Here is a 14,757-nt window from a genome sequence, read left to right on the forward strand (position 1 = left end):
GACCGACTCCATGATGACCAGGATCCAGGACAGGCCTAGCGTGAGGGGGACGAACAGGAAGTGATAGAGCGCCGTGACGGCAAACTGCAGCCGTGACAGCGAGACGACTTCATCGATGGGAACCATGTTGTGTTACTCCGTTTGTTGTGTGGCGGACAGGTCTTGGTGTTGATATGGCTGTTGTGCGGTGGCCGCCGGCGGTGTGGCGGAGGACAGCATGCGCTGCTCCACCCGCTGTACCGGCATCTGCATGTGCTTGGCTTCGGGATGGGCGAAGAAGGTCTTGGCCAGTACCGTGATGAGGGCGATCTTGACCACCAGCAGCAGGGTGATTTCCACCCCCAGCGGCAGCTGGGTCAGGCGTGGCCAGCGCCACGGGCGTTTGCGCAGGAATGATGCGGCTTGCATGCGGATTACTCCTTTTCGTTGCTGCTGCCGCCGACGCGGAACTTGTCGCGCAGGTCCAGCAGCTTCTTGACCTTGGAACCCATCTTCATCAGCGACACCAGCGTCTCCGGTGAAAGACGCTGCACATCGTCGAACCAGGAACTGGAAAGTTCGATCAGTTCATACATCTCGCGCATGCGCTTTTGCACTTCCTTGTCGTCCTTGCTGCCCGGTGCTTCCAGCAGGGCGTCGCGCAGCATGGAGAGGGTCGGCTCGATCTCGCGTCGGCGGCGTTCTTCCAGCAGTACCTTGAAGATGTCCCAGATGTCGCCGGGCGGTTCGAAATATTCACGACGATCACCCGGTTTGTGCAGCAGCTTCACCAGCCGCCAGGACTGCAATTCCTTGAGGCCCATGCTCACGTTGGAGCGCGAAAAACTGAGGTACTCGGCAATCTCGTCGGCATTGAGCGCGCGCCCGCAGATATAGAGCAGCGCATAGATCTGGCCCACGGTGCGATTGATGCCCCAGCGGCTGCCCATCTCGCCGAAATGGCTGATGAAACGCTGCATGAGCGGGCTGAGTACGTTGTTTTCCATGTCGAAGACTTTCGAAATTTCAGTAATGTCTGAAATTTAAAACAATTGCTTGACCCATCGCAATGTCACGCACCTGTGTATTTGCTGATAACAGTTATCACGGATGAGAATGACGCGCGCCCGGCGCGGATGCGCGGGCGAGGGCCGTCGGCAGGCTCAGGGGCTGGCAGGGGTGAAGGAACGTATGAACGTCTCTTCATGACGACATCGCGTCTTGTGGACTTCCCGGTTCCACAAGGACGCAGCCCTGGTCAGCATCGTGTTGCGCTGCATGAATGTATTTTCACGCTTTCCTACAAGGCCAGAAGGATTTGGCTGATAGAAAACCTGATGCGGATCAAATAAGGTGCAATTGCAGCTCAGCCGTAGCGCGGCAAAGTGCCGAAAACGACATTTTTGCCACTCTGCTGATGAAGTGTTGGGTGCAAGCGTCTGCCGGGTTCCTTCATCCCGGTGGCGAGGGGCTGGCGGGCAGGGGTTGCCCGTGGCGCGCGCGCACGGCGTCCTCTTTTTCCAAGGGTGAATGTTTATGCTGGGTTTCGATTTCCGCGTGGCCAGGATCGTCTGGACCGTCTTCCTGGTGGCCTTGCTGCTCTATGTCACCTATACCATTTCGGCCACCGTGCTGGTGCTGGTGTTTGCCGTCTTCTTCAGTTACCTGGTCTATCCGCTGGTGGAGCAGGTCGAGCGCGTGCGCCCGGCCAAGGTGCCGCGGGCGGTCTCCATTGCGGTGGTGTTCGTGCTGGCCATCGGCATCGTGGCAGCGGTGGCGACCATCTTCGGCGCGCGCATCCAGGAGGAAGCCGTGCGCCTGTCCGAGCAACTGCCGGCGCTGCTGCGCTCCAATGATGCGGTTTCCAAGATTCCGCTGCCGGGCTTCGCCGAACCGCTGCGCGCCCGCATCCTGGGCTTCATCCGCGACCAGCTCGCCAACGGCACTGACCAGGCCATGCCGCTGGCCAAGCAGTTCGGCGTGGGGGTGATGCATGCGGCCAGCAACCTCATCTACCTGGTGCTGGTGCCGGTGATCAGTTTCCTGCTCATCAAGGAAGCGCCGGCCATGCGCGATGAAATCCTCTCCTGGATGAACCGTTCCAACCGCAAGCTGTGGGATGGCATCATCAAGGATCTCGACGTGCTGCTCTCGCGCTATGTGCGCGCGCTGCTGTTCCTCTCCATTGCCACCTTCGTCGCCTACAGCATCGCCTTCTCGCTCATGGGCGTGCCCTACGCCATGCTGCTGGCGGGCCTGGCGGCGGTGCTGGAATTCATTCCCTTTGCCGGTCCGCTGTCCGCCAGCGCGGCCGCCTTGGTGGTGGCCGGTTTCAGCGGCTATGACCACCTGCTGTGGCTGGTGGGCTTCATCGTGGCCTATCGGGTGTTCCAGGATTACGTACTGAATCCTTACCTGATGAGCGAGGGCGTGGAAGTGAGCCCGCTGATGGTGATCCTGGGCTTGCTGGCTGGCGACCAGCTGGGCGGGGTGGCGGGCATCTTCCTGTCGGTACCGGTGATGGCCGCCTTGAAGATCATCTTCACGCGCGCCTCGGCAGCCCAGAAGGCAAGACGTGCGGCCGAAGCCCGCGAGGCAGAACTGGCGGCCCAGGCTGCGCAGGAGGCCGTCAGTGCGGCGCAAGCGCCGGTCCCTGCACCGGCAGCGTTGCCGCCGACGGGAAGAACAGGCTGAAACGGATCCAGCCCGGCTGCGGACATTCGACCGCCGCCGTGCCGCGATGCAAGGCCATGATGGCTTTGACGATGGCCAGCCCCAGGCCGTTGGATTCGGTGAAGGCGCTGCGCGAACGGTCGCCGCGATAGAAACGGTCGAACATGCGCGCCATCGCATGGGGCGTGACGCCCTCGCAGCGGTTGTCCACCAGGATGCGGCTGCCGCTGGCGTCGCTCTCGGCCTGGATGCGGATGACGCCGTCAGCCTCGCCATAGCGCACGGCATTGATGACCAGGTTGTTCACCGCCCGGCGCCACATGTCGCGGTTGGCGTGGCAAATGCCTCGGGCCTGCAGTTCGAAGCGCAGGCCGCGTTCGTCGGCGATGCCTTCGAAGTAATCGGTCACCTTGCCCAATTCTTCATGCAGGTCCAGCGCGCTGCATTCCACCGCCAGCGTGGCATGGTCGGCTTGCGCCAGGAACAGGATGTTCTCGACGATGCGCGAGAGCCGCTGCAATTCCTCTACATTTGATTCGAGCAATTGTTCATATTCTTCCAGGCTGCGGCGCTGCCCCAGGGCGACCTGGCTCTGGCCCATCAGCACGTTGATGGGCGTGCGGATCTCGTGGGCGAGGTCGCCGGAGAATTGCGCGAGGTGGTCGTAGCCGGCTTCCAGGCGGTCCAGCATGGCATTGAAGGAGAGCGCCACGCGGCGCAGTTCGGACGGCATGCCGTCCTGTTCCAGGCGGGTGGAGAGGCGGTCAGGCGTGATCTGGGCGGCGCGCTGGCTCATCGCTTCCAGCGGCTGCAGCCCGCGCCGCAGCAGCAGGAATCCCAGGACCGAAGTGAGCAGGATGGCGGCAGCGGCCGCACCGGCGATGCGCCAGCGATAGCTGTGCATCATGCGGCTTTCCTGCACCATCACATAGGCGGCCACGATCTCCACGCGGTCGCCGCCTGCGCCACCCTTGCCCACGTCGGCCAGCGCCGAGACCCAGCGCACCTTCACGCCATCCGGGCGAACACTGGTCTGCAGGCTGGCCGAGCTGACCGGGCGGCCTACCGGCAGCGGAGTCATGTCAGGTGGCTGCAGGTGGTCGGGATTGCTCTGGATGAAGGGAGCTTCACCCTGACGGCGGAAGATGCGCACATCCTGTTCATTGCCCATCATGCTTTCGAAGAGGGCCGGACGCTGTTCCATCTGTTCGACGTTGTAGAGGTCGTGCATCAGGTTGCGGAAGTGTTCCACGCGCCCGATCAGGGCCTGGTCGGCGCGCTGCGAGAGGGCGACCCCGGCCGCCCGATCCAGGTAGAAGCCCAGGCCGGTGACCACCAGCGCAGTCATCAGCGCGAACAAGGCGGTGACGCGGGAAGTCAGGGTCCAGCCGCGCACGGGTGTGGCAACGGTGTTCATGGGTTTTCCGAGAACATGTAGCCGACGCTGCGTACGGTGTGGATCAGTTTTTTCTCGAAGGGCGCATCGATCTTGGCGCGCAGGCGCTTGATGGCGACGTCGACCACGTTGGTGTCGCTGTCAAAGTTCATATCCCAGATCTGCGAGGCGATCACGGTGCGCGACAGCGCTTCGCCCTGGCGCTTGATGAGCAGGTGCAGCAGCATGAATTCCTTGTTGGTCAGGGCGATATGGATGCCCTGGCGCGTGACCTTGTGACGCACGTGGTCCAGTTGCAGGTCGGCGATCTCATAGACCTCGGCCTCGCGCGTGACGCCCCGGCGCAGCAGGGTGCGGATGCGCAGCACCAGTTCAGTGAAGGAAAAGGGTTTGACCAGGTAGTCATCCGCCCCCAGCTGCAGGCCGCGGATACGGTCTTCCACCTGGTCCTTGGCGGTCAGGAAGAGCACCGGCAGGTCGCGCTTGCTGCGCAGCGCGCTCATGACTTGCCAGCCGTCCAGGCCGGGCAGCATCACGTCCAGCACCACCAGGTCGTAATCCTGTTCCAGTGCCATGTGCAGGCCGTCACTGCCGGTACGAGCAAGGTCGACGGCATAGCCGGATTCGCGCAAGCCTTTGCGCAGGTAGTCACCGGTCTTGGGGTCGTCTTCGATTACCAGGATGGCCATGCTGTGGGGAACCGTGTGAGGTGGAATTGACGTGAAGTGCCGCTGCAAAGGCGGCACGGATCGGAGAGAATGATCCGGAAAATGCACTCGATTCTAGCAATGGAGGGATTTTTCTTCATGACAAAATTGTCATCAAAATGCCACCCGGGCGTCACCGCGCCGCTTTTACCATGGCATCTCATCGGCGAGGTCCAGGCCTTGCCTCCGCTTTGCATCCATTTCCTTTTTTGCCGGAGCGCACCATGCTGATCAAGATTCGTCCCGACCAGATTGATATCCCGACCGCCTCCGAGATCACCCCGCGTGATCTCTACCTGTCGCGCCGCAGCTTCATGGCGCGCGTGGCGGCCGGTGCCGCGCTGGCCGGCGGCATGGGCGCGCTGCCGCAAGCCTTCGCCCAGCAGGGCAGGAAGTTGCCGGCCCAGCTCAATAACGCCTTCGCGGTCATGGACAAGCAGACCGCCTACAAGGACGCCACCAGCTACAACAACTACTACGAATTCGGCACCGACAAGGCCGATCCGGCCAAGAATGCCGGCACCCTGAAAACCAGCCCCTGGACCATCGACATCGAAGGCGAGGTCAAGAAGCCCATGACCCTGGACCTGGATGCCCTGACCAAGCTGGCCCCGCTGGAAGAGCGCATCTACCGCATGCGCTGTGTGGAAGGCTGGTCGATGGTGATCCCCTGGATTGGCTATTCGCTCTCGGCCCTGATCAAGAAGGCCGAACCCACCGGCAACGCCAAGTATGTCGAATTCGTCACCCTGGCCGACAAGAAGCAGATGCCGGGCCTGTCCACCCCCATCCTGAACTGGCCGTATCGTGAAGGTTTGCGCATGGACGAAGCCAATCACCCGCTCACCCTGCTGACCCTGGGCATGTACGGTGAGGTGCTGCCCAACCAGAACGGTGCGCCGGTGCGCATCATCGTGCCCTGGAAGTATGGTTTCAAGTCGGCCAAATCCATCGTCAAGATCCGCTTCGTCAAGGACGAGCCCAAGACCGCCTGGAATCTCTACGCCCCGCAGGAATACGGCTTCTACTCCAACGTCAACCCCAACGTGGACCACCCGCGCTGGTCGCAGGCCACCGAGCGCCGCATCGGTGAGGACGGCTTCTTCGCGCCCAAGCGCAAGACGCTGATGTTCAACGGATACAACGACGTGGCCAGCCTGTATACCGGCATGGACCTGCGCAAGTTCTTCTGAAGATCGGATCAGGCATGCAGCTCGCTCCGGCCGCCTTGCGCAATCTCAAGCCACGCTCCGTGACGGGGCTGTGGTGGCTGTTCCTGGTCCTGGCCTTCGTCCCGCTGGTGCGGCTGGTGGTGCTGGGCTTTACCGGCGGGCTGGGAGCCAATCCACTGGAGTTCATCACCCACAGCACCGGCGACTGGACCCTGTACCTGTTCTGCATCACCCTGGCGGTGACGCCCCTGCGCAAGATCACCGGGCTGAACTGGCTGGTGCGCATGCGCCGCATGCTGGGGCTGATGGCCTTCCTGTACCTGTGCCTGCACTTCACGACCTTCATCTGGTTCGACCACTTCTTCGACCTGGGCGAGATCTGGAAGGACATCGTCAAGCGGCCCTTCATCACCGTGGGCGTGCTGGCGCTGCTGCTGTCGATTCCGCTGGCCATCACCAGTACCAACGGCATGGTGCGGCGCCTGGGCGGCAAGCGCTGGCAGGCGCTGCACCGGCTGGTCTATGTGATCGTGCCGCTGGGCGTGCTGCACTACTGGTGGGACAAGGCCGGCAAGAACCTGATCGCCCAGCCCCTGCTGTTTGCCGTGCTGGTCGGGGTGATGCTCGCTGTGCGCCTGCTGTGGCGGCGCAGCGGCGCATCGAGCACGGCGGGAAAGCCCGTGCGACGCTGAATGCTTCACATCCTGTACGTTTGACCTGATCGTTCTCACCGATTTTCTGATTTTTTCCTGCCTTGTCGGAGCCTGCCATGTCCCTGTTCAAACCTGCCGTCCTGGCCTCAGCGGCCAGCCTTTGCCTGGCGCTGGCCTGTGCTTCCACCTTGGCTGCCGAAGCGGCGGTGGCCGTGCCCGCGCCGAGCGGCAAGGCGGTGCTGGCTTCCACTGCCAACACCGCCACCGTGGTCCTCGCCGGTGGCTGCTTCTGGGGTGTGCAGGGGGTGTTCCAGCATACACAGGGCGTGTTGCAGGCGGTCTCCGGCTATGCCGGCGGCAAGGCCGATTCGGCTACCTATTCCATGGTCAGTTCCGGGACCACCGGCCACGCTGAAGCGGTGCAGGTGACCTACGATCCGCGCAAGATCTCGTACGGCCAGATCCTGCAGATCTATTTTTCGGTGGCGCATGACCCGACCCAGCTCAATCGCCAGGGCCCGGACCATGGCACGCAATACCGTTCGGCCATCTTCACCGCCAGCGACGAACAGGCCCAGGCCACCCGGGCCTACATCGCCCAGATCAATGCCGCCAAGGTCTTCAGCGCCCCCATCGTGACCCAGGTGACGCCGCTGCAAGGCTTCTACCGGGCCGAGGATTACCATCAGGACTACGCTACCCTGCATCCGAACCAGCCCTACATCGCCTACAACGACCTGCCCAAGATCAGCAACCTGCAGAAGATGTACCCGGCCATCTATCGCGCCGATCCGGTGCTGGTGTTCAAGCGCTGACGCAGTGCCCCGGCAGGGATGAGACAATAGGCGGGTTTGTCTCATCCCGCCCGCCATGAACGCCACTGACACCCTGCGCCTCGCCCTCGACCATTTCCATCAGGATGACTACGCCGCCGCCGAGCAATTGCTCTTCGGCCTGCTGGAGACCCATCCGCGCCACAAGGATGCGCTGCAGCTGCTGGGCAGCGTGGCGGCCGCGCAAGGACGTTTCGAGGAAGCGGCCCTGGCCTGGCAGCAGGCCTTGCCGCTGGTCGACCCCGACAGCGAAGAAGCCCTGGCCCTGCGCTATCGCCTGGGCCGCGCCTTCTACGAGCAGGGGCGACATGAAGACAGCTTCTTGCTCTATCGCGACCTGATCGAAGCAGGGCATGAGCGCCCCGAATTCTTCGTCGCTGCCGCTGCCGCCTTGCAGGGCCTGTCGCCTTCCGGCAAGAACGATGGCCAGGCGCTGGCCTTGCTGGAGGAGGCACTGCGGCGCAATCCCGATGTTCCCGATACCTGGCACCGCAAGGCGCGGCTGCATGAGCGTGCCGGCCAGTGGGAAGCCGCCCGCGAATGCCTGCGCCAGGTGCTGCTGCGCTTCGACCAGCGGGCGCAATACTGGCTGGATGCTGGCCTGATCGAACATGCCATGGGGGAATACGAGGAAGCGCTGCGCTACTACGACCGCGCCCTCATCCTCGATCCCGACCTGGTGGATGCCCACGTCAGCCGCGGCACTACGCTGGCGCGCCTGCGCGACCACGAGGAAGCCATCGACAGCTTCCGCCGCGCCCTGCGCATGGACGCCGGCGACGCCGATGCCCACGTCAACCTGGCGCTGTCACTGCTGGCGCTCGGCCAGCTGGAAGAAGCCTGGCCGCTCTACGAATGGCGCTGGGAAGGACGCGGTGCCGATCCTTATCGCCATGCCGCCATCCCGCCCTGGAACGGCGGCAGCTCGCTGTCCGGCAAACGCATCCTGCTGTGGGCCGAACAGGGGCAGGGCGATACCATCCAGTTCAGTCGCTATGTGCTGCAGATGGTGGAGGCGGGGGCCGAGGTAGTGTTCGAGGTTCCGGAAAGTTTGTTCACCTTGATGCAGGGCTTGCCAGTGGCCGGGCGCATTCAACTGGTGGCCACCGGGGCGGTCTTGCCCGAAGTCCACTATCAACTGCCGCTGATGAGCCTGCCGCTGGTGTGCAATACGGCGATGGACAAGATCCCGGCACCGGTACCCTACCTGAACGTTCATACCAACCTGAAGCGGCAGTGGGAGCGGCGCCTCGATGCGCTGGCGCCGCGCGCGGCGGCGCAGGTGCGCGTGGGCATCATCTGCTCCGGCAACCCCGGAAACGTCAACGATGCGCGCCGGTCCATCGCGCTGGAGCGCTTTGCTGAACTGGCGAAGGCGCGTGAGGAGGTGTCCTTCTTCATCATCCAGCCCGATCTGCGCCCGGCCGATGCGCAATGGTTGCAGCAGGCCGGACCGCAGTGGCATGCCGTCGGGGAGGGCATTGGCGATTTCGCCGATACGGCCGCAGCGCTGTCCTGCATGGACCTGGTCATCAGCGTCGATACGGCGGCGGCCCACCTGGCCGGCGCGCTCGGCCTGCCCGTCTGGATCGCCTTGCCCCATGCGCCGGACTGGCGCTGGTTCCTGCAGCGCCACGACTCGCCCTGGTATCCGACTGCACGGCTGTTCCGCCAGCAGCGGGCGGGCGACTGGGGCGAGGTCATCACCACCCTGCGCGCCGCCCTGGCGGTAGCGGCGTTTTCTTCCTGAGGAGCAGCGCACCCGCCGCAGCCTCGCTGGCTGCAGACGTTCTTGGCAGGGTCTGCAGCTGTTCTTTATTAATCTTTGTAGCAATTCTCGAATTTCTTCGAGGGTATATGAAGATTTCCGCACCAAGGGACAATTAATTCCCTGGTGTCCTTTCCGCGATCATCCAAGCCAATTCTCGTCTCCCGTCATCGCAGCTGGCCCGCTGTGCTGCCGCCTTTGCGGCTGCTGTCCGGCCAGTGTGCAGTTGCGTGAAGCACGGCGCCTGGCGCCGTCTTCCCGCCTGCCGCGAGACCTTCCCCCTGGGCGAGATCCAACCTGAAATGAGCGCAGATGAACCACATTCCTTCCCCCGGCCGCGCGCGCGTCCCGCTGTCTTCCCCGATCCTGCCGTATCAGCGCTGGCGTAGCCGGCTGCTTGCGGTGATGGCGGCTTCCCTGGGGGTGCTGAGCCTGCCGGCCGGTGCCGTGACCCTGGGCGAGCTGGTCAAGCAGGCCGCCTTCAACAACCCTTCTGCGGTTGCACGTCAACGCGCCGTCGACGCCGCCGCCGAGGGCATCTCGTCGGCCCGGTGGCAATTCTTCCCCACGCCATCGATGTCGGTCGAACGCGCGGGCGTGACCAGTTCGCGCGACATTTCTTACAGCGGCGACGACACCGTGCTCACCCTGCGCTTGCAGCAGACCCTGTGGTCAGGCGGCCGGCTGACGGCCCAGCTGGAACAGGCCGGGTTCAACCACGAGTCTGCCGAGGAAGCCCTGCGTGAACAGCGCTTCCGCCTGGCCGAGCAGGTCATTTCGCAATACAGCCTGTGGGTACGTTCGGACCTGGCCACGGAAGCCAACCAGAAGAACCTGAAGGCGCTGGAAGACTTCCTCGCACAGAGCCAGCGCCGCGAGAAGGAGGGCGCTGCGGCGCGGGTCGACGTGACCCTGGTGCGGGGCCGCCGCGACCAGGCCCAGACCGATCTGCTGGCCTCCAAGGCCAGCCGCCAGTCGGCGCGACTGCAGCTGGAACAGCTGGTGGGCCTGCCCCTGAGTGATGAAGAACTGCGCGCCGATGTGAACCGGATGAAAGTCAATGACGACCTCCCCGCGCTGACCGACAGCATGCTTCAGAGCAGCCCGCTGCTCAAGCGCCTGCGGGCCGATGCCAAGGTGCAGGAGGCAGCCATCCAGATCCGCAGCGCCTCCTACTGGCCGGAAGTCTATGCCCGCCTGGAGCACCAGCGCGGCAATTTCAGCGTGCCCCACACACCCAACGCCAACCGCGCCTTCATCGGCATGCAGATGCAGCTGGGCGCCGGGCTTTCGCTGGGTTCCGAGGTCTCCGCTGCCAAGGGACGCTATCAAGCAGCCTTGCTGGCGGTGGATGCCGCGCGGCTGGAGCTGATCTCGCAGATCGCTGCGACCTACACCGAATACCAGCAGGCCGAGGCGCGTTCGCGCAACCTGGAAGAGGTCAGCCTGTCGGCCGACGAGGTGCTGGCGTCTTATACGCGCCAGTATCTCTCCGGCCGGCGCTCCTGGCTGGACGTCATGAATGCCGTGCGCGAAGTGGTGCAGACCGAACTGCAGAAGGCCGACGTCACCGCCATGATCATCGCCGACGGCCGCAAGCTGCAACTATGGGCCTACGGGCTGGACCAGGTGCGCTGAGGCGATCCTGACCAGGGGGAAGGGTGCCACCGCGGGCGCCCTCATGTCGCTGTGGCGAGAATGAACATGAACAAAAAAGCGCATTTCAAGCGCGCCATCCAGCGCAATGAATTCATCGTCGTCTATCAGCCCATCGTGGCGCTGGCCGATGGCAGCTGCACGGGGGCCGAGGTGCTGGTCCGCTGGCAGCGCGAAGATGGTGCGCTGCTGGGGCCGGACCGTTTCTTGCCGGATGCCCAGCGGCATGGCTACCTGGCGGCCATCACCGACCTGGTGCTGGCGCAGACCCTCGCCGACATGGCGCCGATCCTGCGCAGCCATCCTGGGCTGCATGTGGCGGTGAATATCCCGGCGCAGGACATCAACAGCGGACGCATCCTGAAGGTGATCGAGCACCACCTGGCCGGGGCCAGCGTCGCGCCGCGCCAGCTCTGGCTGGAAATCACCGAGGGCAGCAGCATGGAGACCGCCGCCTGCAGAAGCGTCATGGAACAGTTGCGGCGCAACGGACATCTGCTCGCCCTGGATGATTTCGGCACGGGATATTCCTCCCTGCGCTACCTGCACGAATTGCCCTGCGACGTCCTCAAGCTGGATCGTTCCTTTGTGACCAGCATCGGTACCGAACTGCCACCGCATCCGGTGCTCGGCTGCATCATCGACCTGGCGCGCAAGCTCAAGCTGAAGATCGTGGCAGAAGGAGTGGAAACTGCGGTGCAGGCGCGCTATCTGGAAAAGCAAGCCGTCGACTACGCCCAGGGATGGCACTACGCGCGGCCCATGCTGGCAGCCGAATTTGCCCGTCATTGCGGGATCCACGCTTTGCTGTCTTCAGCTCCTGCGGCGCCGGCGGTGCATGGTGGGCCGCTGTCGGTCCTGGCGCTGGACCCGGTAGCGGCCCCTGTCTCAGCAGACTGATGTCGGCGGCCTGGGCGGTGCGGTCAGGCGGCGGTGCGAGCCGGTTTCTTCTTGCGGATGAGTCTTCCTTTTGCGTTGCTTACGTGTTTCCGAAACGCGCTGGAAACTAATGCTGTCGATGTCATCAGATTCCCCCACCATCGGACAATATTTAATCTTCAATTTGTTAGATAAAGTGGTTCCCGCGTCGCTGTTCATGGTCTAGCAGAGACGCTGTCACCAGTGCTGACTGCCTGTCGGATAATCAGGTGGCGAATGGCAACAAGCTCCCCTCGAATGCAATTTTGTTCGAGGGGAGTTTTCTTTTTAAAGCATTGGTTTTAAAAGAATTTTATTGATTGGTGCCTTCCTTTGATCTGTGGGAAAGAAGAGGTCTTCATTTCTCTTCAACGACAAGAAGTCCGCGCGTCATTTCCTTCCTCGCAGATTTCATCGTGGTTCAGAAAGATTCGTCATTTACTTAGTTTTCTGGTGCGATGAAATATTTCCAAAATGAACTAAAGGACAATTAAAAATTTCTATATTTTCAAAGATCATGTGCCTCATTGACGATCTGCCGCAGCGCCTGAATCCGGACTTGATCTCCCTCGGTTTTGCCCGTTTCTGCCGCATGGCGAAGCACCAACGTTGACGTGATTCTGGTCGTTTCCGATATCGCGTCACGCATCGTCCCAGGGGTTTCCTCCCGCTTTTCGCTCTCACTGTCGGTCAAGCCGAGTACGTCCGAAGACGCGCCATCGACAGTCCTTCCCGAGAAGGAAGGCCGATCGTCGCTACTGATATCAAACCAAACGAATCGCCATGAGAATGAATCTTCATCCCCGTTCCAGTTCTCCGCCTCTTGCCGCTATCGAGGTCGTGGCTGGTGTCGCCACCCTGCAGGCCAGCTGCCTATTTCGCTTGGCAGGAGGCTTGCAATGAGTGAACTGGCTTCTTCCCTCTCATGGGCCGTGACGACCGCAGCACGGCGCCACGGCGTGGTGATCGACAGCGTCCGGCTCAATGCCGCCATCACGCAAGCGATGGTCAAGAATGGCGTGGCGGCGATGGACATCAACAGCCTCTGTGCTGCCCTGGGCCTGCCCAAGTCGCAGCATCTGGCCAAGCCGGACCGCGCGCAGCTGCCCATGCTGGGGGTGGTGGGCGAACGTGGCTGGGGCGTGATCGTCGACCAGCGTCCGGATGGACGCTGGATCTTCATCAGTGAAGAGGGCCATGCCCTGGTCAGCGACAGCGAACTGGGGGAGGGCGCTTACAAGCTCGATTTCTCTGCCCTCGGCAACAAGCCGGACCAGCACGGCTTTGAACGCGTCTTCAAGGAAGCACTCGCCGAGTACCGGCCCATTCTCCTGGAAGTGGTCATCGCCTCGGTGGTGATGAGCGTCATTGCGCTGGGCGCATCGATCTTTTCCATGCAGGTCTATGACCGCGTCATTCCGACGCACGGCGTGGCCACGCTGATCGTGCTGGCCATCGGCGTCTCGTTGGCCATCATTTTCGAGCTGGGCATGAAGTTCGCGCGTTCCCACATCATGGACAACGTGGTCTCCGGCCTCGATGCCAAGCTGTCGCAGGCGCTCTTCGAACGCTTGCTGTCGGTTCGCGTGGACCAGTTGCCAGGTTCGGTCGACAGCCTGGCCGGGCAGTTGCGCGGATATGAACAAATCCGCTCCTTCTATACTTCACAAACGCTCTTCACCCTGGTCGACTTGCCGCTGGGCCTGCTGTTCGTGCTGGTGATCGCCTTCATCGCCAGCCCCTGGATGGCGCTGGTGCCGACCGTATTCGGGCTGGCCGCCATCGGCATCGGCTACCTCTCCAATCGCAAGGTGGTGCGCCTGGCCGACAAGAGCGCGGCCGCCTCCAACCTCAAGACCGGCCTGCTGGTGGAGACGGTGGAGGGGGTGGAGACCATCAAGTCCGGTTCCGGCGGCTGGAAGTTCCTCTCGCGCTGGATCGACGTGAGCGCCGAATCCATCCGCAGCGACATGGCCATGCGCGCCATTGGCGACCATGCCGGCTACATCGCTGCCATGCTGCAGCAACTGAGCTATTCCACCACCGTCATCGTCGGTTCCTTCCTGGTCATCAACGGCCAGATCACCATGGGGGCGCTGATCGCCTGCTCCATCCTGGGCGGCCGCATTTTGGCCCCGGTGGCCATGATTCCCGGCCTGATGGTGCAGCGTGCGCATACCAAGGCCACCCTGGCAGGACTGGAAAAGATCTACGCGCTGCAGACCGACCAGGGCAATGAACGCCAGTTGACGCCCGATACCTTGCGCGGCGAATTCCGCGTCGAAGATGTCAAGTTCACCTATGCCGGCAGCCTGCTCAATGCCATGAGCATCGACCAGCTCAGCATCAAGGCCGGCGAGCGGGTCGCCATCCTGGGACCGATCGGCGCCGGCAAGTCCACCATCCTGCGCCTGCTGTCCGGTCTTTACCGCCCGCAGCAGGGCCGCATCCTGATCGATGGCCTGGACATGGCCAACATCAACCGCCTGACGCTGAACCAGCACATCGGCTATCTCCAGCAAGACCACCGCCTCTTCGTGGGCAGCTTGCGCGAGAACCTCCTGATCGGCCTGCCCGATCCGGGTGACGAAGTCCTGCGCCAGGTGATGGAGCGGACCGGCCTGTTGCGCCTGGTCTCGGCCCATCCCAAGGGACTGGACCTGCCGATCCAGGAGGGCGGACGCGGCCTCTCCGGCGGCCAGCGCCAGCTGGTGGCGTTCACCCGCCTGCTGCTGTGCCGTCCTGACATCTTCCTGCTCGACGAGCCCACCGCATCCATGGATGAAGAACTGGAGCGTCACTGCCTGGGCGTGCTCAATGAAGAAATCAGCGGTGGCCGCACCCTGGTGGTAGTGACCCACAAGCCTGCCTTCCTGCCCATGGTCGAACGCGTGATCGTGGTGGTGGGCAACCGCATCGTGCTCGACGGCCCGCGCGATGCCGTCCTGGCCCGTCTGCGCGGTGATACCGCCGATGCGGGCAATGCCGTCGTCGCCTGAGGC

Annotated in this window: 13 protein-coding genes; 8 read left to right on the forward strand and 5 right to left on the reverse strand. The window is 63.0% G+C overall.

The features are described 5' to 3' along the window. From FYB76_RS10280 to FYB76_RS10290, 3 genes are all read right to left on the reverse strand, one after another. Positions 1 to 126: cytochrome ubiquinol oxidase subunit I (locus tag FYB76_RS10280; protein WP_154133585.1), on the reverse strand; the 126-nt coding region annotated here is incomplete at its 3' end. A gap of 6 nt (positions 127 to 132) precedes the next feature. Then, entirely contained in the window at positions 133 to 408 is a 276-nt protein-coding gene (gene cydP, locus FYB76_RS10285; protein WP_088753292.1) for a cytochrome oxidase putative small subunit CydP, read from the reverse strand. Between the two features lie 5 nt (positions 409 to 413). Beyond that, positions 414 to 986 carry a GbsR/MarR family transcriptional regulator gene (locus tag FYB76_RS10290; RefSeq protein WP_154133586.1) on the reverse strand — a complete coding sequence of 191 codons (573 nt, stop codon included), beginning with the start codon at positions 984 to 986 and terminating at the stop codon, positions 414 to 416. A gap of 529 nt (positions 987 to 1,515) precedes the next feature. Between FYB76_RS10290 and FYB76_RS10295 the strand changes: the two genes are divergently transcribed. Continuing rightward, entirely contained in the window at positions 1,516 to 2,673 is a 1,158-nt protein-coding gene (locus FYB76_RS10295) for an AI-2E family transporter (protein ID WP_154133587.1), read from the forward strand. On the opposite strand, the gene FYB76_RS10300 is transcribed toward FYB76_RS10295, so the two are convergent. Both FYB76_RS10300 and FYB76_RS10305 read right to left on the reverse strand, forming a co-directional pair. Next, on the reverse strand, positions 2,609 to 4,069 hold the full coding sequence (locus FYB76_RS10300) for a heavy metal sensor histidine kinase (protein WP_154133588.1): 1,461 nt from the start codon (positions 4,067 to 4,069) through the stop codon (positions 2,609 to 2,611). The genes FYB76_RS10295 and FYB76_RS10300 overlap by 65 nt on opposite strands. Continuing rightward, the gene (locus FYB76_RS10305; protein WP_034334018.1) at positions 4,066 to 4,737 is read right to left on the reverse strand and encodes a heavy metal response regulator transcription factor; all 672 of its coding nucleotides are present in this window, start codon (positions 4,735 to 4,737) and stop codon (positions 4,066 to 4,068) included. The genes FYB76_RS10300 and FYB76_RS10305 overlap by 4 nt, the downstream gene beginning before the upstream one ends. 242 nt (positions 4,738 to 4,979) lie before the next feature. Here FYB76_RS10305 and msrP point away from each other — a divergent pair, with 242 nt between their 5' ends. From msrP to FYB76_RS10340, 7 genes are all read left to right on the forward strand, one after another. Beyond that, positions 4,980 to 5,948 (forward strand): protein-methionine-sulfoxide reductase catalytic subunit MsrP, encoded by a 969-nt coding sequence (gene msrP / locus FYB76_RS10310; protein ID WP_088753296.1) that lies wholly within the window; start codon positions 4,980 to 4,982, stop codon positions 5,946 to 5,948. A 14-nt stretch (positions 5,949 to 5,962) separates the two neighbouring features. Then, positions 5,963 to 6,619 (forward strand): sulfite oxidase heme-binding subunit YedZ, encoded by a 657-nt coding sequence (locus FYB76_RS10315; RefSeq protein WP_195724613.1) that lies wholly within the window; start codon positions 5,963 to 5,965, stop codon positions 6,617 to 6,619. A 77-nt stretch (positions 6,620 to 6,696) separates the two neighbouring features. Beyond that, entirely contained in the window at positions 6,697 to 7,395 is a 699-nt protein-coding gene (gene msrA, locus FYB76_RS10320; RefSeq protein WP_154133590.1) for a peptide-methionine (S)-S-oxide reductase MsrA, read from the forward strand. A 55-nt stretch (positions 7,396 to 7,450) separates the two neighbouring features. After that, entirely contained in the window at positions 7,451 to 9,163 is a 1,713-nt protein-coding gene (locus tag FYB76_RS10325; RefSeq protein WP_154133591.1) for a lipopolysaccharide assembly protein LapB, read from the forward strand. A gap of 330 nt (positions 9,164 to 9,493) precedes the next feature. Then, on the forward strand, positions 9,494 to 10,819 hold the full coding sequence (locus FYB76_RS10330; protein WP_154133592.1) for a TolC family protein: 1,326 nt from the start codon (positions 9,494 to 9,496) through the stop codon (positions 10,817 to 10,819). A 66-nt stretch (positions 10,820 to 10,885) separates the two neighbouring features. Further along, the gene (locus tag FYB76_RS10335; protein ID WP_154133593.1) at positions 10,886 to 11,737 is read left to right on the forward strand and encodes an EAL domain-containing protein; all 852 of its coding nucleotides are present in this window, start codon (positions 10,886 to 10,888) and stop codon (positions 11,735 to 11,737) included. 917 nt (positions 11,738 to 12,654) lie between these two features. Further along, positions 12,655 to 14,754: an ATP-binding cassette domain-containing protein gene (locus FYB76_RS10340; RefSeq protein ID WP_154133594.1), complete on the forward strand. Its 2,100-nt coding sequence runs from the start codon at positions 12,655 to 12,657 to the stop codon at positions 14,752 to 14,754. Positions 14,755 to 14,757: the final 3 nt, after the last annotated feature.

This window comes from Herbaspirillum sp. CAH-3 (assembly GCF_009668275.1).
GTDB classification, from domain to species: Bacteria; Pseudomonadota; Gammaproteobacteria; order Burkholderiales; family Burkholderiaceae_D; genus Herbaspirillum; species Herbaspirillum aquaticum.